This window comes from Citrobacter sp. ABFQG (assembly GCF_004322975.1).
GTDB classification, from domain to species: Bacteria; Pseudomonadota; Gammaproteobacteria; order Enterobacterales; family Enterobacteriaceae; genus Citrobacter; species Citrobacter freundii.
Map to the genome: position 1 here is coordinate 659,848 of NZ_CP036435.1, position 18,323 is coordinate 678,170.

The window sequence follows — 18,323 nt, forward strand, 5'->3', positions numbered from 1 at the left end:
GTATCATTTGTGACTAGGATCGCGATTGGAAGATCATTTTATTGTTTATTTATTACGCTAAATGTTGCGACCCCATCACACTACAAATAATGAAGTTGCTTACAATTGACTGAAAGTTAACTGGATATAATCAATAAAACGTGAAAAAACACGCTTTTATTTCCGAATAGTCAGACGTATAGTAATACGGCAATGCCATGTTCTCAGAAACACAAAAATGTTACTGAAGGAACATGGGAACATGATTCGTGGAGAAGCACATGGAAACTAAGCAAAAAGAACGTATTCGACGTCTGATGGAATTGTTGAAGAAGACCGACCGAATCCATCTGAAAGAGGCGGCACGAATGCTGGAAGTTTCCGTGATGACTATTCGTCGGGATCTCAGTCAGGATGACGAGCCGTTACCGCTTACGCTGCTCGGTGGTTACATTGTGATGGTGAACAAGCCCGCCGCCATCGTTAATGCCCCAGTGCCTGCGCAAAAACAGTATCACCGCGACGATTTACCGGTTGCCATTCTGGCCGCGGGACTGGTAAGTGAAAATGATCTGGTCTTTTTTGATAATGGTGCGGAAATGCCGTTGGTGGTCAGCATGATCCCGGATGATATTTCCTTTACCGGAATTTGCTACTCGCACCGGGTATTCGTGGCGCTAAATGAAAAACCCAACGCCACGGTGATTCTTTGCGGAGGCACCTATCGGGCGAAAAGTGACGCCTTTTACGATACCAGCACCCCCTCTCCGCTGGATGCGCTCAACCCACGAAAAGTATTCATCTCCGCCAGCGGCGTCCATGAGCATTTCGGCGTTAGCTGGTTCAATCCGGACGATCTAGCCACAAAACGCAAAGCGATGGAACGCGGATTACGCAAAATTCTGCTGACGCGCCACGCCCTGTTCGATGAGGTCGCCCCCGCCAGCATTGGTCCACTCTCCACCTTTGACGTACTGATAAGCGACCGTCCGTTACCAGCAGATTACGCAACCCACTGCCGGAACGGCTCTGTCAAAGTGATCACCCCGGATTCAGACGGCGACTAACTCACTCAAAGAACACGGTGATTTTGTTAAACATCGACGGATCGGACTGATTGCGGGCCACTTTCACCACATCTTCAAGCTTGTCGATCTGGCTTATCATCTGCTCAAGACGTTGATCGTCGTTGACCAGTAGCCAGATGCGGCTCTTATCGCTGTCCTGAATCGGTAGACAGAGGATGCCTTCTACGTTGAACGCACGACGGGCGAACAGGCCGCAAACGTGAGTCATTACGCCCGGATGGTTACGTACGGTGAGTTCCAGGATTACGTTGTCATGAGTCTGCTGTTGCATGGCTTATTCCCCCACCATTTCTGTGTTTGCCGCACCCGGCGGCACCATCGGGTACACTTTTTCTTCGGCATCGATGCGCACGTGGATCAGCGCAGGTCCAGGGCGATTAATAATCTCCTGCAACGCTGCCTGTGGGTCCGCTTCGTTATTCAGATCGCAGGTTTCGAGACCAAACCCGGCAGCTATCTGCATAAAGTTAATCATCCCCGGATAGGTCGCGGCAAAAACACCCTGCTTATAGAACAGACTCTGCTGTTGATATACAAGACCTAACGCTTCGTTATTCATCAGAATGATTTTAATATCCAGCTGATTTTCGCTGGCGGTCGCCATTTCCTGAATATTCATCATCAGGCTGCCATCGCCGGAGAAGCACAGCACTTTTTTGTCTGGGTTAGCCAGGGCCGCACCAATCGCCGCAGGCAGGCCAAAGCCCATGGTTCCCAGACCGCCGGAGGTCAGCCACTGGCGTGGACGATTCAGCGGGTAAGCCTGTGCCGCCCACATCTGATGCTGGCCTACGTCGGTGGTGATAATGGCGCTGTCGTCTACGCAGGCAGCCACGGCGTTGATCAATCCATAGTGGCTGAGCGGATTTTTTTCCTGGGGGATCGCGCACGGAAATTCTTGCTGCAGGTCAGACACCAGTTGATGCCACTCTTCACGCGGCTGCGCTTCAATCTGCGGGATCAATTGTGCCAGAACCTCATCGACATCTGCCCGGATCGCCACGTGCGGCTGTTTGATTTTACCCAGCTCCGCGCGGTCAATATCCACGTGAATGATTTTGGCATTCGGGCAGAACTGTTCGGTTTTACCAATCGCCCGGTCATCAAAACGTGCGCCCAGGACAATCAGTAAATCCGCTTCTTGCAGAATAAAGTTGGTGCTGCGCGCGCCATGCATGCCCAGCATGCCTAACGACAGCGGATGCGCTTTTGGCAGCATACCGAGCGCCATCAACGTCATGGTGGTTGGCAGTTTTGCTTTTTCGGCCAGTTCACGAACACGTTCCGGCGCGTTAATTACGCCGCCGCCGAGGTACAGCACCGGGCGTTTGGCGGCGTTAATCATAGCTGCAGCATCGCGAATGCTGTCCTGGCTGAACGCTGGTGCCGCCATTTTCTGCGCGGGTTCCGGCATCTCTTCAATGTCAAAAACAGCGGTTTGAATATCCTTAGGAATGTCTATCCACACCGGGCCTGGACGTCCGGACTGCGCAATGCGGAACGCATCGCTCATGACCTGCGGTAATTCACTGATATGGCGGACCAGATAGTTATGCTTAGTGATGGGGATAGAGATGCCGTAGGTGTCGACTTCCTGGAAAGCGTCGGTGCCGATCATTGAGGCCGGAACCTGCCCGGTGATACACACCAGCGGGATGGAATCCAGACGCGCATCGGCAATGGCGGTTACCAGGTTGGTTGCGCCCGGTCCGCTACAGGCCATACAGACAGCGGGTTTGCCATCGGTTCTCGCCATTCCCTGCGCGATAAACCCCGCGCCCTGCTCGTGGCGCGCCAGGATATGACGGATTTGTGTGCTTTGGCTTAAAGCGTCATAGACGGGAAGAATCGAGCCGCCTGGAATACCGGTGACGACCTGAATCCCCTGACGTTCCAGGAAATGAACGATGAATTCTGCGCCCGTAAAACGCGTACGCTTGGATGTTATGCCCGAACTTGCCATGCTCCAGTCCTTTTATTCTGGGCCTTTGCTCCGGGCAGGTCTCTGAAACGAAAAACCCCGCCCGGTTTGCGCCGGCGGGGTTTTGGAATCGTGTGTTGATTCGGACCCTACGGCGCATTGCCGACGACCACCACCACACGCACGACGACCGCTGCGCGAGATGGCGCAGTTTTTAGTAGGGTCGCAGTCAGCATGGAAGGGTTCATTAGGGACCTGTCTGTTTGTTGATTAACTGGATTTATACAAACACAGGTTTTTCAGCGTGACAATGGAAAAATTTTCATCTGCACAAAAATGCTTCAACGATCACATTTCATTGTATGTCGTGCAAAAACAAAAAACCCCGCCGGAGCGAGGTTTTTTCAGCGTTGTGCGGTTGGTAGCCGCCGAACACACTGTGTTATGTCAACGAAAAAAGTATACGCGTTCTACGAAGAACACGCAATTTCGGCACGAATTTTGATGTTTTTGAGTATGGAACATGAATAGTGTAACGTCCATAAAATACTGTTAATTTATACAGTATTTATCTATAATGTCTCGGTACGCAATGTGTTATGCGGGGGCCGCATCGTAAACCGGCGCATCAAAGTCCTGGCTGAAACGGGTGGTGCCGTCAGCGCCTTAACCCCCGCGTGAGCACACTGTGTTATGTCAACAAAGGTGCTGGCAACAGGCAGCGGCGAGGTACGTCAGCACCGTGCTCCTTGTACCAAAAGGAGAGCGTATGAGCCTCGTGGATATCGCTATTCTTATCCTCAAACTCATTGTTGCAGCACTGCAACTCCTTGATGCCGTTCTGAAATACATTAAGTAATTCAGATTCAAGTCGCACCTAAGGGGGGCGGATAACACTCCGCTCCCCTTTCACCTTCTCCCTGGTGCTTGTATCGCGTCAATATGTTACGTTTTTATGACATCCTCAGGGAAGAATTCCGCCATGACGCTTTCTGTTTTCTGCATTTTGCTGTTCGCCGCACTGCTGCATGCCAGCTGGAATGCCATCGTAAAAGCGGGAAACGACAAGCTGTACTCGGCGATCAGCGTCAGCGGAACCGCTGCGATTATGGCGCTGATTTGTTTACCCTTTGCGCCGCAACCCTCTGCCGCCAGCCTGCCGTTTTTGGCTGTCTCAACCGCATTACAGGTGGTCTATACCGTCCTGGTCGCTAAAACCTATCAGGTTTCGGATATGAGCCAGACCTATCCTCTGATGCGCGGCACAGCGCCACTGCTGGTCGCGATTATCAGCGTCCTGTTTCTTGGCGATAGCCTTTCGCTACTCGCCTGGGTGGGGATTGCCACCATCTGTCTGGCTATTCTCGGGATGGCATTTAACGGACGCAGCGGTTCGCAACGCGGGATTATCCTGGCGCTCATTAACGCCTGCTTTATCGCCGGTTATACGCTGGTTGATGGCACCGGCGTACGTTTATCAGAAACCACGCTGGGCTACACGCTGTGGACCTTCTTTCTGAACGGCTCCTGCCTGCTGGGCTGGGCGATGATCGCCAGACGCCGGGAAGCGTCACGTTATCTGGTACAGCAGTGGAAAAAAGGTATTCTTGGTGGCATTGGCACAATGGGTTCTTACGGCCTGGCGCTGTGGGCTATGACCCAGGCTCCGTTGGCGGTAGTCGCGGCACTGCGTGAAACCTCTATCCTGTTTGGCGCGCTGCTCGCGTGGCTGCTACTGAAAGAGAAGGTTGCCGGAATACGTCTTGTCGCGGCTGCAGGTATTGCCGTAGGCGCAGTTTTACTACGCTTATCATGATCGCGTTGTAAACCCGATGCAATCCGGCAACATTTGTTGCCGCTTTTTGTTTACATTTCCTGCCGTCCATCACATAAACATTCCAGCCCACTATCTGGCCTTCTTTTTCTGTTGTGGTAGATTCCACGCGCATTTACGGGAAAGTGCAGCACCTTATTCTTCTTTTTTCTCTTTTTTAAAAGTAATCAGCGAAATGAAAAGGCATAGAAGCGTCAATTTGTTGTTGATGTTGGTATTACTGGTGGCGGTAGGTCAGATGGCGCAAACCATTTATATCCCCGCGATTGCTGATATGGCGCGTGAACTGAACGTTCGCGAAGGGGCGGTGCAAAGCGTAATGGCCGCCTATCTGTTGACCTATGGTCTATCACAACTGGTTTACGGTCCCCTTTCAGACCGCGTTGGCCGCCGCCCGGTTATCCTCGCCGGGATGTCTATTTTTATGCTGGCCACGCTGGTCGCGATTACCACGCATAGCCTGACGGTACTGATTATCGCCAGTGCCATCCAGGGGATGGGAACGGGCGTCGGCGGAGTGATGGCGCGAACGTTACCGCGCGATCTGTACGAAGGCACGCAACTGCGCCACGCCAATAGTCTGTTAAACATGGGGATTCTGGTCAGTCCGCTGTTAGCTCCGCTGATTGGCGGTGTGCTGGATACAGTGTGGAACTGGCGCGCCTGCTATATTTTTCTGTTGATTCTGTGTGCGGGCGTGACGTTTAGCATGGCACGCTGGATGCCGGAAACGCGCCCTGCAGGTGCGCCGCGTCCACGGCTGATCGCCAGCTACAAAACCCTGTTTGGTAATAGCGCTTTCACCTGTTACGTGCTGATGTTGATCGGTGGTCTGGCGGGTGTTGCGGTCTTTGAGGCCTGCTCCGGAGTATTATTGGGCGCACGTCTCGGTCTAAGCAGCATGGTGGTCAGTATCCTGTTTATCCTGCCCATCCCGGCGGCGTTTTTCGGCGCATGGTTCGCCGGTCGCCCGAATAAACGTTTCTCGACGCTAATGTGGCAGTCGGTGACCTGCTGTCTGGTAGCGGGTTTAATGATGTGGATCCCAGGGCTGTTTGACGTGATGAACGTCTGGACGCTGCTGGTTCCTGCCGCACTGTTTTTCTTCGGCGCCGGAATGTTGTTTCCGCTGGCAACCAGCGGTGCAATGGAGCCTTTCCCGTTCCTGGCAGGCACGGCCGGCGCGCTGGTTGGGGGATTACAGAACATTGGTTCCGGCGTGCTGGCGTGGTTCTCTGCCATGCTGCCGCAGACCGGGCAAGCCAGTCTGGGCCTGCTGATGACCCTTATGGGGCTGTTGATTTTTGTTTGCTGGCTTCCGCTGGCGTCACGCGTGTCGCATCAGGGACAGGCGGTTTAAGCGTATGATGGCCCGGCTTATCGCCGGGCTTTTCGCATTCTGGCGCGATAATCGTCGTCAGTAACGGTTCCAGCGCCGGACGCCAGGCCCCCTCCTCACCATCATAGAACTGCGTATCCGCATTGATAGCATAGGGAATTTTCGCTTTTTTCAGCTCGCACGCCATAAAGCGGGCAAACGCCATTTGCGAGGCAGAAGGCGCGTTTTTGACGGTTTCTCCCGGCGACCAGCCCCCTACCCAACTGACATGCCCGGTTTTCTGTTGCCAATGAATGGCAGTATTGATACGGGCGCGAATGGCGGCCTTTTCTGCCGCAGTCCCTGAGGTCCACGGATATTTGCCGTTATTTTTCAGCGGTCCCCACGGAAAAATATGCCATTGGGCCAGCACCGTATTCTGACTTTGCGGCGGCAGCTTTAGGTTGGCCAAATCTTCCGGAGCGGCATGCAGTTTCGGCGCGATAAAAATCATTCGCTGTGGATCGATGGCATGGATGGTTCGAATGGTTTTGTCATACACGCGATTGAGCGACGCCTGATTATGGTTGAGCTTATCAGAGGGGTCGTAGATCAGGTCAAAACCCAGCAACGGCGAGCGTTGACCAAAGTAATGCGCCACCGCCACCCACCAGTTAACCACCTCTTTTTCGTTCCCGGCGCTGGGGTCTTTTTTATATTCGTCTGCCTGATAGGCAATGATCGGGATCACGCCATACTGCTCGCAGGCTTCCACCAGCTTGCGCAGATGAATCAGCCGCGCCTCCGTAGGCTCGCCCGCTACGCGAATGCGTACGTGGGCCAACCCTTTCGCCTTGTAGTCCCGCACTACCAGCGGATCGAATTCACGGATACCCCGATCGGTGCGCGCCCAATCTACGTCCATCCCAACGCCAAGCTGCTGTGCATACTGCGCCGCCGTCAGCGCAGGTTGCGCGGCGCACACGGTGGCGCTGGCCAACAGTAAAAGGGAAACAATCGGCTTTAACACGGTCGTCCTTACGCAATCATCAGGAGTGATATCACGTATTTAGCACGCTTTTTCACTTTCCGTGTAGAGAGAAAGCGTAAAAAATATTCGCGGTCCGCTTATTTTACCTGCTCCTGAAGCCAGCTAATAAACGCCTCGATTTTCGGCCACTGCCTGCCGGGCAGCGTGGTGATGTAGTAATGCTGATGGCATTTCAGCGCCATATCGCCAAAAGGCGCGACCAGTTCTCCACTGTCGAGACGTTTTTGCACCAGACGCTTTCGGCCCATCGCCACGCCGATATGGTTCATGGCGGCAATTACCGCTAAATCAGAACGATCGAAACCAATCCCCGATGATGTCGGCAAATTCGCCGTAAAATGCTGCGCCCAGCTGTGCCATTCATCGGTTCCTGAGTCGTTACTCCATGCCTGTCTGTCGTGCAGCAAGGTGCAGTGCGGCAAATTCACTAACGAACCGGTAAGGTCATGGCGGCGAGCGTAGTCCGGGCTGCATACCGGCAGGATCTCTTCATCCATCAGGAAGTGGTGCGTAAGCTGCGCGGAGGGCGCATCATCAAAATAGATAGCCAGATCGACCCCGGCACGCTGCAGATTGACGTTGTCGTTGCCGGTCAGGATGGTCAGTGAAATTGACGGGTAGCGACGGGTAAAGTCACCGAGCGCCGGAACCAGCCAGCACTGGGCGATAGAAGGTCGAGAGTAGACGGTGAGCGTCCCGGACAACTCCTGATTTTTAATATCGAGGATTTCCTGATTCAGCGTATCCAGCGACGATTTCAGCGCCCAGAATACCCGCTTACCCTCGTGGGTGAGTTCCACTTTACGGTGCGAACGGACAAACAGCTGAATGCCCAGTTCATCTTCCAGTTGATTAATGCGATGGCTGACGGCGCTGGGGCTTAACGACAGCTCATCTGCCGCCAGCGCAAACGACTGATGCCGGGCCGCCACTTCAAAAGTATACAGCTTTGACAGCTGCCAGCCATTGAGCAGCCGGTTTCTGACCTCGCGTAGGGGATCCAAACTCACCTCCTGTCCTCCTGATTCATTCGCCGGAGTGTAAAAAACTTCGCTGCAAAAATCAGCATAAAGATGAATCAAGGTGAACCATATCGCATAAACATAGCGTAATTAGACATAAATCACTCACTTGATGCAATCTGGCTCATGTGAAAGGAGATTTATATCGTTTGTCAGACGGTGCCTTATTTTTGTCCAATAACCTTATATTAATCACAGGGCAAGGTGAGCTATGCACTCTCAAATCTGGGTTGTGAGCACGCTGCTGATAAGCATCGTGTTAATCGTTTTGACCATCGTGAAGTTCAAATTCCACCCGTTTCTGGCGCTGCTGTTAGCCAGTTTCTTCGTGGGTACGATGATGGGGATGGGGCCGCTGGATATGGTCAATGCCATTGAGAGCGGCATCGGCGGTACGCTGGGCTTCCTCGCGGCGGTTATCGGCCTTGGGACCATTCTGGGCAAAATGATGGAAGTGTCCGGCGCGGCCGAACGCATCGGTCTGACGCTGCAGCGCTGCCGCTGGCTTTCAGCGGATGTCATTATGGTGCTGGTCGGGCTGATTTGCGGGATCACGCTGTTCGTTGAGGTCGGCGTGGTGCTGTTGATTCCACTGGCCTTTTCGATTGCTAAAAAAACCAATACCTCATTACTGAAGCTGGCGATTCCGCTGTGTACGGCGCTGATGGCGGTACACTGCGTCGTACCTCCGCATCCGGCCGCCCTGTTCGTGGCTAATAAGCTGGGCGCAGACATTGGCACCGTGATTGTCTACGGCTTACTGGTGGGTTTAATGGCTTCGCTTGTCGGTGGGCCGCTGTACCTGAAATTCCTCGGTAACCGTCTGCCATTTAAACCGGTACCGGCTGAGTTTTCCGACCTGAAAGTGCGTGATGAAAGCACGCTGCCATCGCTGGGCGCGACGCTGTTTACCGTACTGCTACCAATTGGCCTGATGCTGGTGAAAACCGTCGCGGAACTGAACATGGCGAAAGGCAGCACGGTGTATACGCTGCTGGAGTTTATTGGTAACCCGATCACCGCGATGTTTATCGCCGTTTTCGTAGCCTATTACATTCTCGGTCTGCGTCAGCACATCGGTATGGGTGCGCTGCTGACCCACACCGAAAACGGTTTTGGCTCGATTGCTAACATTTTGCTGATTATAGGCGCAGGCGGCGCATTCAACGCTATTCTCAAGAGCAGCGGGCTGGCGGATACTCTGGCGCTGATCCTCTCAAACATGCATATGCACCCGATTCTGCTGGCGTGGCTGGTCGCTCTGATTCTGCATGCGGCGGTAGGCTCTGCCACGGTGGCTATGATGGGCGCGACGGCAATCGTTGCCCCGATGCTACCGCTGTACCCCAACGTTAGCCCGGAAATTATCGCCATTGCCATCGGTTCCGGCGCTATTGGCTGCACGATCGTCACCGATTCCCTGTTCTGGCTGGTGAAGCAGTATTGCGGCGCCACCCTGAATGAAACGTTCAAATACTATACGACCGCGACATTTATCGCGTCCGTTATTGCACTGGCTTGCACATTCCTGCTTTCCTTTATTATCTAAGCGCGAAGAGACTGACTATGGAAAACATTCAAACACTTATCGCCCAGCATCCTTTAGTGGAAGATCTGGTGGCTCTGAAAGAGACAACCTGGTTTAACCCTGGCACCACCTCTCTTGCGGAAGGTTTACCGTATGTTGGCCTGACAGCACACGACGTTGAGGACGCCCACGCGCGTCTGACGCGCTTCGCACCGTATCTGGCGCAGGCCTTCCCGGAAACTGCCGCCACTGGGGGCATTATCGAATCTGAGCTGGCCGCAATCCCTGCCATGCAAAAACGGTTGGAAAAAGAGTTCGGGCAGCACATTAACGGCGAACTCCTGCTGAAGAAAGACAGTCACTTGCCGATTTCAGGCTCGATTAAAGCCCGCGGTGGCATTTATGAAGTACTGACCCATGCGGAAAAACTGGCGCTGGAAGCCGGTCTGCTGACCACCAAAGACGATTACCGCGTTCTGCTTTCGCCGGAGTTCAAACAGTTTTTCAGCCAGTACAGCATCGCGGTTGGCTCCACCGGCAACCTGGGGATGTCGATTGGTATCATGAGTGCCCGCATCGGCTTTAACGTCACGGTGCATATGTCTGCCGACGCCCGCGCGTGGAAAAAAGCCAAGCTGCGCAGCCACGGCGTGACGGTAGTGGAATACGAAGAAGATTATGGCGTGGCGGTTGAACAAGGTCGTAAGGCGGCAGAGTCCGATCCGAACTGCTTCTTTATCGATGATGAAAATTCCCGCACGCTGTTCTTAGGCTATGCGGTCGCCGGTCAGCGTCTGAAAGCGCAGTTTGCCCAGCAGGGGCGCGTGGTGGATGCCGATCATCCTCTGTTTGTCTACCTGCCTTGCGGCGTCGGTGGCGGCCCTGGCGGCGTGGCGTTTGGCCTGAAGCTGGCATTCGGCGATAACGTGCACTGCTTCTTCGCTGAACCGACTCATTCACCGTGTATGCTGCTGGGGATTTACACCGGGCTGCACGATACCATTTCCGTACAGGACATCGGCATCGATAACCTGACAGCAGCGGATGGACTGGCGGTGGGTCGCGCATCGGGCTTTGTTGGCCGGGCGATGGAACGTCTGCTCGACGGTCTGTACACCCTGGACGATCAGACAATGTACGATATGCTGGGCTGGCTGGCGCAGGAAGAAGGCATTCGTCTTGAGCCGTCGGCGCTGGCAGGCATGGCTGGCCCTCAGCACGTTTGCGCCTCCACGGATTACCAGCAGATGCATGGCTTCAGCGCGGATCAGCTCAATAACGCCACCCATCTGGTGTGGGCAACCGGCGGCGGCATGGTGCCGGAAACCGAGATGGCGCAATACCTGGCGAAAGGGCGCTAATCTCAGCGCAGCATCGCCATCAGCTCCATCGGTGAGCGATGCTGCTTAAGCAGGTCACGCATCACGCGCATATGCGGTGCGGTATGATTGAAGAAAGCCTGATATCCTGCACACAGCACGCCCTTTCCATTTTCCTCGCAGTACGCAGGACAATCACCATGGTAATATTGAAACAATGAGCATGTTTGGCAACGCGTATTCATTGATGACATGGTCTGTCGTTCAATCTGTGCTGCCAGACCACACCACTGGCGGAGCGTTTTGTCGAAAAGCTGGATAGATATCTGATTAATATCTTCACGTACCCAGATATCAAATATCGTAATTAAAAATCGGCCCCACGCCTCAGACGTAACCGATTCGTCTGTCAGGTGACCTGAGCCATCGTGCTTAACCAGCGGAATAAACTGTACCAGGCGAACATTTCCTTGTTGCAAACCACGGTACACTTCAACTGGTTGTAAACACTTCTGGTGGTCAATCACCACGTTTAAAACATCATCACTAACATCCATGTTCTCACATCCTGTCATGCAAAATTCCCGATAAATACGATAAGTTGGCGAACATGCGTTACAGCAAACAGTATTGCGAGGGATAACACCGCGAGGGAGATCATAAATTTGTCACGCACCGCACGAGATTCAGAAAAATCGCTATGTGTAACATCCATCAGATTACGGCTGCGGGTATAGCGCCAAAGTACGATTCCCACCATCGCCAGCACCACAATTGAAACCCAAAACAGGAAGCCCGCCTGATGCCAGTTGTGCTTCAGCGCCAGCGCCATTAACGCACCATAACCCAACAGGGTACGAAACCAGGCCAGCGATGTTCGCTCCGGTTGTAACCCCGGGTCGGCGATACGTCGCGATTTGCGGCTATCCGGCATACAGCACCAGCGTCATGACAATCACTGCCACAATAGTCAGCATAACGCTGATAATCAGCAGGCTGTGGGTGTAGGGCAAGTCCTCTTTCAGTCGCATCGCCTTTTCGTTACGTAGCCAGCGCAGGTAGCCGTAGATCGCCAGACCGCCGGCAAACAGACACAGCAACAAGGCAAGCGCCTCACGGATGACCGGCGTGGCAAAATCCGGGGCAAGTTGATCAAGGCCAACCCCCGCCGCCAGAAATCCGAGCGCGGTGCGGATCCACGCCAGAAAGGTACGTTCATTTGCCAACGAGAAGCGATAGTCCGGTGCTTCCCCAAGGCGAGAAATCTTCATGACAGCTCCTTAAATATTGTTATCTGATCGTTATACCGGAACAGTTAAGGAGTATGAACCTGATTCTCAAACGAAAGGGCGAGTCTGGTGATGAGACAATGGAAAAGAGAGAGGGTGTTTGTAATGCCGGATGGCGAGTTGCGTTTTATCCGGCCTACAGGAGATGCAGGCCGGATAAGTCAGTTTTAACCCATTCCCCAGAAGATCACCGCCAACAGTTGCGGGGTGATAATCCTCAGGAACATGACCAGTGGATAAACGGTGGCGTAGGAGAGCGCTGCCGCCCCGCTGGTGGCATGCAGGTTGTTAGCAAACGCCAGCGCAGGAGGATCGGTCATTGAGCCGGCCAGCATGCCGCACAGCGTCAGATAGTTCATTTTGGCGAATATCCGCGCCAGCAAGCCCACGGTAATGAGCGGAATCGCGGTAATGAAAATACCGTAGCCCACCCAGCTCAGACCATCGCCCTGCGTCAGTGTATGAACAAAATCACCGCCTGACTTCAGACCAACCACCGCGAGAAACAGTACGATACCCAACTCTCGCAGCGCCAGGTTAGCGCTGGGAGGCATAAACCAGTACAGCTTACCTATGCTGCCAATACGTCCAAGAATCAAAGCCATAATAAGCGGCCCACCGGCCAGCCCCAGCTTTAACGCCACCGGGAAACCCGGGATAAACAGCGGGATTGACCCCAGCAGAACACCCAGTCCGATACCGATAAATACCGGTAGCATCTGCACCTGCTGCAGTTTTTGCTGCGCGTTACCAACAACATTGGCAACGGCGTCAATCGACGAAGGGCGCCCAACCAGATTGAGGATGTCCCCGAATTGCAGGCTGGCGTCGCTGCTGGCTACCAGCTCAACCCCCGCACGGTTCAGGCGGGAGATCACCACGTCGTAACGTTCTTTAAAGTGCAGATCGCGGATACGTTTACCCAGCACTTGTTCGTTGGTCACCACCACGCGCTCAACGCGTAAATCAGTCCCGCGCGTCGACAACGATGTGTCCACCTCCTGACCAATCACCACCTGCGCGTTGTGCAGATCGGCTGGCTGCCCGACCAGGTGTAACAGGTCGCCCATCTGGATAACTGTCCCTGGCGACGGCACCATCAATGTCTCGTCACGTTTCAGACGCGAGCAGATGATTTTGTCGCTGTTCAGAATCGGGACATCCTGAATTGCCATATTGTTGATGTTTGGGTTTTCCACACGGATGTTCATCGTCTGAATCAGTGCGTGCCCGTTGGTTAGCGTGGATTCATGCTGCTGGGCTTCAGCATCGACGTTAACGCGGAAAATAAGGCGCATCAGCCACATGGTGAGTAAAATTCCGCAAATGCCGAAAGGATAAGCCATGGCATAGCTCATCCCCATCTGGTCAACCACATCGCCAGGGGTACCCAGATCACGCAGAATTTGCTGCCCGGCTCCCAACGCTGGGGTATTGGTGACCGCCCCGGAGAATATACCCAGTACCACGGGAAGAGGAATGGCAAAAAGTTTATGCAGAATCGCGGTGACCAGGCCACCCATGATGACAATCAGCACGGCAAACAGATTCAGCCGCAGGCCCGAAACGCGCAATGACGCAAAAAAGCCCGGTCCGACCTGGATACCGATGGTGTAGACGAACAGGATCAGGCCAAATTCCTGAATGAAATGCAGCATGTCGCCGCTCAGGGTCATCCCTGCCTGATCGACAAAATGCCCGACAATAATACCGCCGAACAGCACGCCTCCGATGCCAAAACCAACACCACGTATTTTTATGTTGCCGATCCATAATCCGACAACTGCCACTAATGCCAGAACGCTGACCGTCAATGCTATATCACTCATTATCTTGTTCCCTGTGAATAACATCATTAAGTAAATGGATTCTCGCAGAGTACAGTCGCAATGTATGGGTGGTAAAGCACAAAAAAGCCCCGTCATTTCTGGCGGGGCAAAGGCATGGAGCTATTTAACTATTTAATGCGGGACGTTCGCTGATAGCGATACGTTGTGGAGCAATGGCTTCAGGTTCATTCCGGGTCAAATCGATATGCAGCAAGCCGTTAGTGAAGCTTGCGCCGGAGACCTCCATATTTTCAGCCAGCGTAAAGCTCAGGCTGAACGGCTGAATGACCAGCCCCTGGTGCAACCATTTGGTCTCTTTTTCCGGCTGCTGCGGCGTACCTTTCACGGTCAGGCGCGTACCTTCCAGTTGAATATCCAAATCTTCCTGGCGGAAACCGGCTAACGCAAGGGTAATGCGGTAGTGGTTATCATCGCTCTTTTCGATGTTATAAGGCGGGAAGCTCTGGCTTTCACCGGTGTTTTGCAAAGCATTGGCCAGTTTGTCAAAACCGATCCATTGACGCAGCAGTGGGGATAAATCGTAGTTACGCATAATAATCTCCTTCTAAGAAGCGAGTAGGTACCTGTCGGCTCCCTGACGGCAAGCCGATGACTTAGCAAGGCCGCCTGAAGCGGCCTATAGAATTAGTTGATTTCGATGCGGCGCGGCTTATTCGCTTCAGGAATCACGCGCTCAAGATCGATATACAGCAGACCATTTACCAGGTTTGCGCCGCGAACATGAATGTTCTCCGCTAACTGGAACTTACGTTCGAAGTTGCGCTCGGCAATACCCTGATACAGGTAAGTACGTTCTTTTTGATCGTCCGCATGGGCGCCTTTCACCACCAGCAGATTATCCTGGGCAGTAATTTCCAGTTCGCTTTCAGCAAAACCGGCAACGGCAATTGCAATGCGGTAATGGTTTTCGTCTACCAGCTCAACGTTGTACGGAGGGTAGCCGCCATTGCTTTGGCCCTGATTGTTTTCCAGCAGGTTAAACAGACGGTCAAAACCAATAGCAGAACGGTACAGCGGGGATAAATCAAAGTTACGCATAATTAATAGCTCCTGAAATCAGCGAGAATAATTGACCTTCCATCATGGACAGGTCAGGTAGCCAGGACACCCATCAGGCATGCCCTTCATTTGTCTACACTCTAAAAATGGGTCTTAATACAAACTTTTCAAGCGTATTCATCTGACTTTTTTTGCAGTTTGTTGTCTATTGCATACACTGGGGGGAGCAGTTGTTCTCGTTAAATCGCGATGGCCGCCACAGTGCGACGAAATGGTGATGTTATTTTCGCAACGGATCGCTTTAACTCACCATGCAAACACGATAAATACAGATGAATAAATGATGATTAAAAAAATGTTGGTAACACTGACGATGTGTAGTGGGATAGCGTTTGTAAGCGGCTGTTCCAGCATCATGTCGCATACCGGTGGCAAAGAAGGGACATATCCTGGCACGCGAGCCAGTGCCACAATGATTAGCGAAAGTGATACGAACTGGGGAACCAAGTCGCTGGCAATTCTGGATATGCCTTTCACCGCGGTGCTCGATACGGTATTGCTACCGTGGGATCTCTTTCGCAAAGACAACTCGGTGAGATCCCGCGTAGAAAAGAGCGAGGAGAGAACCCAGGCCACGAACGCCGTTATTCCCCCGGCAGAAATGTCCGCTCCATAAGTTAACGCCCGGTTTCAGTCACCCACAGCTGGCGGAAACCCTCGACGTCTTCCATCCACGCAACCTGTCGACCATCAGGGGAGAAGACGATCGCATCGGCCGACGGCGGGTTACCATGACGTTCCGTTAAAAAATCAATCTTGCCCGTTTGAACATCACAACAAGCAATTCTGTTCTCCAGTACAAATCCCAGCCATTTCCCCGATGGGTGCCAGTTAAAGGCTGACTGAATATTCGTAGAGCATTGGGTAAGCTGACGCGGTGCACCCCCCTGTGGGGAAATCAGCCATAGCTGCACAATACCGCTGTCATCACGCATTAAAAACGCAATCTCAGACGCCTTTGGATTACTGCGTACCCAATGGCGAGGTTGATTCACCAGCCCCGGGAAGGCGCGCTCATGGGTAAACGTCAGGCGACGTTGGCAAATACCGGATGGCGGCGCAGGCATGGTCATGTCAGTCCCCTCCAGAGGCGCGTCCCCCGGCTGTTTCCAGCCACTTTCATCCAGTGGCAAATCGACAATAAACAATTCCGGTACTTTTTCGCCATTCACTGACAACGTATCGCCGATAAACGCCAGCCTGTTTTCTCCTACCCAGCCCTCTTCATAGGCACGGTTAATCTCATCGCTACCCGGTTTTGGCGTTGGTGTCGTCTGGCTCACCAGCACGCACCAATGGCTGCCACTGTATTCACGCGGATGCTGCGCGGAGACCTTCACCGGCCCATATGGTGCAGCCACGCCGACGTTGCGTAAATCCAGCGCCGACGAGCGATCATGCAAAACATGGTCGTTATAGGTGAAACTGACAAACTCACCGTTCGGGCTAAAGACATGCACATGACTCCCGCCACGCAGCGCGCCTGGCGTGTACGGCGCGGTAATATCCATCGCATCCAGATTCTCCACCCCAGCCTGCGTAACAATCACCCCACGACGATGATGGAAGTCGTAATGCCATGTTTCATCAGGATTTTCAGGCCCGTGAATGAATACATATTTTTCCGACTTTGGATGAACGGTCACCACGCCAACGTGCGCTCCCTGAGTAGCCCGGTAAATCACCTCCCGTTCGCCAGTATGGATATTGACGCGCTCAATTGTTTCACCGGTAAAGGAGGCGCCAGAAGGACGCACATCAAAGACCAGCCACTGGCTGTCCGGTGTCCAGGTGTTAATATTGGTAAGCTGATGATTACGCGGCGTAAAGGTGATTTGCTTCATGGGATGCCCTGATACAAGACGATTAAAGCAATCATACTTCACAAGCACTTCACTTTCAGGCTTTAGCGTATCGCCATCTTCATTTTTGCGGACAGAAAGATGGAACATTTTGACGTGGCGATTATCGGATTAGGTCCGGCAGGCGCAGCGCTGGCGCGGCAGTTGAGCGGAAAAATGCGCGTGATTGCGTTGGATAAAAAACGCCAGTGCGGCAACGAAGGTTTCACTAAACCCTGCGGCGGTCTGCTGGCCCCGGACGCCCAGCGTTCGTTTATCCGCGATGGTATAACCTTACCCGTTGATGTCATCGCCAACCCGCAGATTTTTAGCGTTAAAACTATTGATGTTGCCGCTTCTTTGACGCGTAACTACCAGCGCAGCTACATTAATATCAACCGCCATGCTTTTGATTTATGGCTTAAATCTCTCATCCCTGATGATGTGCAGGTGTACCACGACAGCCTGTGTCGGAAAATCTGGCGCGAGGGCGATAAATGGCATGTTATCTTCCGCGCCGACGGTTGGGAGCAGCAGATCACCGCGCGTTATCTGGTGGGGGCAGACGGTGCGAATTCACTGGTGCGCCGTCATCTCTATCCCCAGCACCAAATCCGTAAATATGTCGCTATTCAACAATGGTTTGCGGAGAAACATCCTGTGCCGTTCTATTCCTGTATTTTTGATAACGATGCAACTGACTGTTATTCATGGAGTATCAGCAAAGATGGCTATTTTATCTTTGGTGGCGCCTACCCCATGAAGGACGGACAGGCACGCTTTGACGCGCTGAAGGAGAAGCTGAAAGCATTCCATTTCCAGTTCGGCAAACCGGTGAAAAGTGAAAAATGTACGGTTCTGTTCCCCTCACGCTGGAAAGACTTTGTCTGCGGAGAGGACAACGCATTTTTGATTGGTGAAGCGGCCGGTTTTATTAGCGCCAGCTCGCTGGAAGGGATTAGCTATGCGCTGGACAGCGCGGAGATCCTCAAATCGGTACTGCTGCGGGATACGCCAGATATGAATCACGCTTACCGTAAAGCTACCCGAAAAATACGTCTCAAACTGTATGGCAAAATCCTGAAAAGCCGGGCACTCACGTCAGCATTTTCCCGTAAATGGATTATGCGCAGCGGCGTGGCGCATATTCCCCAGGGAGACCATTCAGCACCACAAATCATGGCTGAAACAGGGCAAATGAAACAAGGCACTTGCCCATAATTT

Annotated in this window: 20 protein-coding genes and 1 other annotated feature; of the genes, 8 read left to right on the forward strand and 12 right to left on the reverse strand. The window is 53.0% G+C overall.

Translation table 11 applies throughout. The features are described 5' to 3' along the window. Nucleotides 1–260: 260 nt before the first annotated feature. Entirely contained in the window at nucleotides 261–1,046 is a 786-nt protein-coding gene (locus WN16_RS03300) for a DeoR family transcriptional regulator (RefSeq protein WP_003023916.1), read from the forward strand. A 1-nt stretch (nucleotide 1,047) separates the two neighbouring features. Here the strand turns inward: WN16_RS03300 and ilvN are convergent, their stop codons facing one another. From ilvN to ivbL, 3 genes are all read right to left on the reverse strand, one after another. Beyond that, nucleotides 1,048–1,338, reverse strand: a complete 291-nt coding sequence (ilvN, locus tag WN16_RS03305; RefSeq protein WP_003023914.1) for an acetolactate synthase small subunit — start codon at nucleotides 1,336–1,338, stop codon at nucleotides 1,048–1,050. Between the two features lie 3 nt (nucleotides 1,339–1,341). After that, nucleotides 1,342–3,030: an acetolactate synthase large subunit gene (ilvB, locus tag WN16_RS03310; protein ID WP_016151213.1), complete on the reverse strand. Its 1,689-nt coding sequence runs from the start codon at nucleotides 3,028–3,030 to the stop codon at nucleotides 1,342–1,344. Nucleotides 3,031–3,137: 107 nt separating this feature from the next. Continuing rightward, nucleotides 3,138–3,236, reverse strand: a complete 99-nt coding sequence (gene ivbL / locus WN16_RS03315; RefSeq protein WP_003827118.1) for an ilvB operon leader peptide IvbL — start codon at nucleotides 3,234–3,236, stop codon at nucleotides 3,138–3,140. 521 nt (nucleotides 3,237–3,757) lie between these two features. On the opposite strand from ivbL, the gene tisB reads away from it, so the two are divergent. The 3 genes from tisB to emrD all read left to right on the forward strand — a co-directional run bounded on the left by tisB (nucleotide 3,758) and on the right by emrD (nucleotide 6,182). Continuing rightward, nucleotides 3,758–3,847, forward strand: a complete 90-nt coding sequence (gene tisB / locus WN16_RS03320; RefSeq protein ID WP_003840643.1) for a type I toxin-antitoxin system toxin TisB — start codon at nucleotides 3,758–3,760, stop codon at nucleotides 3,845–3,847. Between the two features lie 123 nt (nucleotides 3,848–3,970). After that, nucleotides 3,971–4,804: a DMT family transporter gene (locus WN16_RS03325; protein ID WP_032937131.1), complete on the forward strand. Its 834-nt coding sequence runs from the start codon at nucleotides 3,971–3,973 to the stop codon at nucleotides 4,802–4,804. Between the two features lie 193 nt (nucleotides 4,805–4,997). Continuing rightward, a complete protein-coding gene (gene emrD / locus WN16_RS03330) occupies nucleotides 4,998–6,182 on the forward strand; it encodes a multidrug efflux MFS transporter EmrD (protein ID WP_003023905.1) in 1,185 nt (394 codons plus the stop codon). On the opposite strand, the gene WN16_RS03335 is transcribed toward emrD, so the two are convergent. Then, nucleotides 6,109–7,170, reverse strand: a complete 1,062-nt coding sequence (locus WN16_RS03335) for a cellulase family glycosylhydrolase (protein WP_016151214.1) — start codon at nucleotides 7,168–7,170, stop codon at nucleotides 6,109–6,111. The genes emrD and WN16_RS03335 overlap by 74 nt on opposite strands. 98 nt (nucleotides 7,171–7,268) lie before the next feature. Then, on the reverse strand, nucleotides 7,269–8,195 hold the full coding sequence (gene dsdC / locus WN16_RS03340) for a DNA-binding transcriptional regulator DsdC (RefSeq protein ID WP_003840637.1): 927 nt from the start codon (nucleotides 8,193–8,195) through the stop codon (nucleotides 7,269–7,271). A gap of 229 nt (nucleotides 8,196–8,424) precedes the next feature. Between dsdC and dsdX the strand changes: the two genes are divergently transcribed. Together dsdX and dsdA are read left to right on the forward strand one after the other, a co-directional pair. Beyond that, a complete protein-coding gene (dsdX, locus tag WN16_RS03345) occupies nucleotides 8,425–9,762 on the forward strand; it encodes a D-serine transporter DsdX (protein WP_003023897.1) in 1,338 nt (445 codons plus the stop codon). 17 nt (nucleotides 9,763–9,779) lie between these two features. Further along, entirely contained in the window at nucleotides 9,780–11,102 is a 1,323-nt protein-coding gene (dsdA, locus tag WN16_RS03350; protein ID WP_016151216.1) for a D-serine ammonia-lyase, read from the forward strand. Between the two features lie 2 nt (nucleotides 11,103–11,104). Here dsdA and WN16_RS03355 read toward each other — a convergent pair whose 3' ends face one another. From WN16_RS03355 to ibpA, 6 genes are all read right to left on the reverse strand, one after another. Then, nucleotides 11,105–11,617 (reverse strand): radical SAM protein, encoded by a 513-nt coding sequence (locus tag WN16_RS03355; protein WP_003023893.1) that lies wholly within the window; start codon nucleotides 11,615–11,617, stop codon nucleotides 11,105–11,107. 14 nt (nucleotides 11,618–11,631) lie between these two features. Continuing rightward, nucleotides 11,632–11,994 carry a DUF202 domain-containing protein gene (locus WN16_RS03360; protein ID WP_003023890.1) on the reverse strand — a complete coding sequence of 121 codons (363 nt, stop codon included), beginning with the start codon at nucleotides 11,992–11,994 and terminating at the stop codon, nucleotides 11,632–11,634. Next, complete coding sequence (locus WN16_RS03365; RefSeq protein ID WP_003023888.1) at nucleotides 11,984–12,331, reverse strand: YidH family protein; 348 nt, start codon at nucleotides 12,329–12,331, stop codon at nucleotides 11,984–11,986. The genes WN16_RS03360 and WN16_RS03365 overlap by 11 nt, the downstream gene beginning before the upstream one ends. A 185-nt stretch (nucleotides 12,332–12,516) precedes the next feature. Further along, on the reverse strand, nucleotides 12,517–14,178 hold the full coding sequence (locus WN16_RS03370) for a putative transporter (RefSeq protein ID WP_003840611.1): 1,662 nt from the start codon (nucleotides 14,176–14,178) through the stop codon (nucleotides 12,517–12,519). Between the two features lie 124 nt (nucleotides 14,179–14,302). Beyond that, nucleotides 14,303–14,731, reverse strand: a complete 429-nt coding sequence (gene ibpB / locus WN16_RS03375; protein ID WP_003840609.1) for a small heat shock chaperone IbpB — start codon at nucleotides 14,729–14,731, stop codon at nucleotides 14,303–14,305. Between the two features lie 92 nt (nucleotides 14,732–14,823). Then, the gene (gene ibpA, locus WN16_RS03380) at nucleotides 14,824–15,237 is read right to left on the reverse strand and encodes a small heat shock chaperone IbpA (RefSeq protein WP_003023882.1); all 414 of its coding nucleotides are present in this window, start codon (nucleotides 15,235–15,237) and stop codon (nucleotides 14,824–14,826) included. Beyond that, nucleotides 15,231–15,303 (reverse strand) — a sequence feature (ROSE (Repression Of Heat Shock gene Expression) occurs in the 5'-region of heat shock genes and acts as an RNA thermometer to modulate expression.). Its footprint overlaps the gene before it by 7 nt. A 238-nt stretch (nucleotides 15,304–15,541) precedes the next feature. On the opposite strand from ibpA, the gene WN16_RS03385 reads away from it, so the two are divergent. Beyond that, nucleotides 15,542–15,874 (forward strand): YceK/YidQ family lipoprotein, encoded by a 333-nt coding sequence (locus WN16_RS03385; RefSeq protein ID WP_003840607.1) that lies wholly within the window; start codon nucleotides 15,542–15,544, stop codon nucleotides 15,872–15,874. A gap of 1 nt (nucleotide 15,875) precedes the next feature. Here the strand turns inward: WN16_RS03385 and WN16_RS03390 are convergent, their stop codons facing one another. Then, nucleotides 15,876–17,102, reverse strand: coding sequence for a DUF3748 domain-containing protein (locus WN16_RS03390; RefSeq protein ID WP_044700484.1), 1,227 nt, complete (start codon nucleotides 17,100–17,102; stop codon nucleotides 15,876–15,878). 99 nt (nucleotides 17,103–17,201) lie between these two features. On the opposite strand from WN16_RS03390, the gene cbrA reads away from it, so the two are divergent. Continuing rightward, a complete protein-coding gene (gene cbrA, locus WN16_RS03395) occupies nucleotides 17,202–18,320 on the forward strand; it encodes a colicin M resistance lipid reductase CbrA (protein WP_044700487.1) in 1,119 nt (372 codons plus the stop codon). Nucleotides 18,321–18,323: the final 3 nt, after the last annotated feature.

Coding starts and splice junctions, on each gene's coding strand:
- dsdX (WP_003023897.1), top strand. CDS start 8,425: ATGCACTCTCAAATCTGGGTTGTGAGCACGCTGCTGATAAGCATCGTG.
- WN16_RS03385 (WP_003840607.1), top strand. CDS start 15,542: ATGATTAAAAAAATGTTGGTAACACTGACGATGTGTAGTGGGATAGCG.
- WN16_RS03300 (WP_003023916.1), top strand. CDS start 261: ATGGAAACTAAGCAAAAAGAACGTATTCGACGTCTGATGGAATTGTTG.
- WN16_RS03370 (WP_003840611.1), bottom strand. CDS start 14,178: ATGAGTGATATAGCATTGACGGTCAGCGTTCTGGCATTAGTGGCAGTT.
- WN16_RS03325 (WP_032937131.1), top strand. CDS start 3,971: ATGACGCTTTCTGTTTTCTGCATTTTGCTGTTCGCCGCACTGCTGCAT.
- WN16_RS03390 (WP_044700484.1), bottom strand. CDS start 17,102: ATGAAGCAAATCACCTTTACGCCGCGTAATCATCAGCTTACCAATATT.
- WN16_RS03365 (WP_003023888.1), bottom strand. CDS start 12,331: ATGAAGATTTCTCGCCTTGGGGAAGCACCGGACTATCGCTTCTCGTTG.
- ilvN (WP_003023914.1), bottom strand. CDS start 1,338: ATGCAACAGCAGACTCATGACAACGTAATCCTGGAACTCACCGTACGT.
- dsdA (WP_016151216.1), top strand. CDS start 9,780: ATGGAAAACATTCAAACACTTATCGCCCAGCATCCTTTAGTGGAAGAT.
- WN16_RS03355 (WP_003023893.1), bottom strand. CDS start 11,617: ATGGATGTTAGTGATGATGTTTTAAACGTGGTGATTGACCACCAGAAG.
- ibpA (WP_003023882.1), bottom strand. CDS start 15,237: ATGCGTAACTTTGATTTATCCCCGCTGTACCGTTCTGCTATTGGTTTT.
- ilvB (WP_016151213.1), bottom strand. CDS start 3,030: ATGGCAAGTTCGGGCATAACATCCAAGCGTACGCGTTTTACGGGCGCA.
- cbrA (WP_044700487.1), top strand. CDS start 17,202: ATGGAACATTTTGACGTGGCGATTATCGGATTAGGTCCGGCAGGCGCA.
- ibpB (WP_003840609.1), bottom strand. CDS start 14,731: ATGCGTAACTACGATTTATCCCCACTGCTGCGTCAATGGATCGGTTTT.
- WN16_RS03360 (WP_003023890.1), bottom strand. CDS start 11,994: ATGCCGGATAGCCGCAAATCGCGACGTATCGCCGACCCGGGGTTACAA.
- ivbL (WP_003827118.1), bottom strand. CDS start 3,236: ATGAACCCTTCCATGCTGACTGCGACCCTACTAAAAACTGCGCCATCT.
- emrD (WP_003023905.1), top strand. CDS start 4,998: ATGAAAAGGCATAGAAGCGTCAATTTGTTGTTGATGTTGGTATTACTG.
- tisB (WP_003840643.1), top strand. CDS start 3,758: ATGAGCCTCGTGGATATCGCTATTCTTATCCTCAAACTCATTGTTGCA.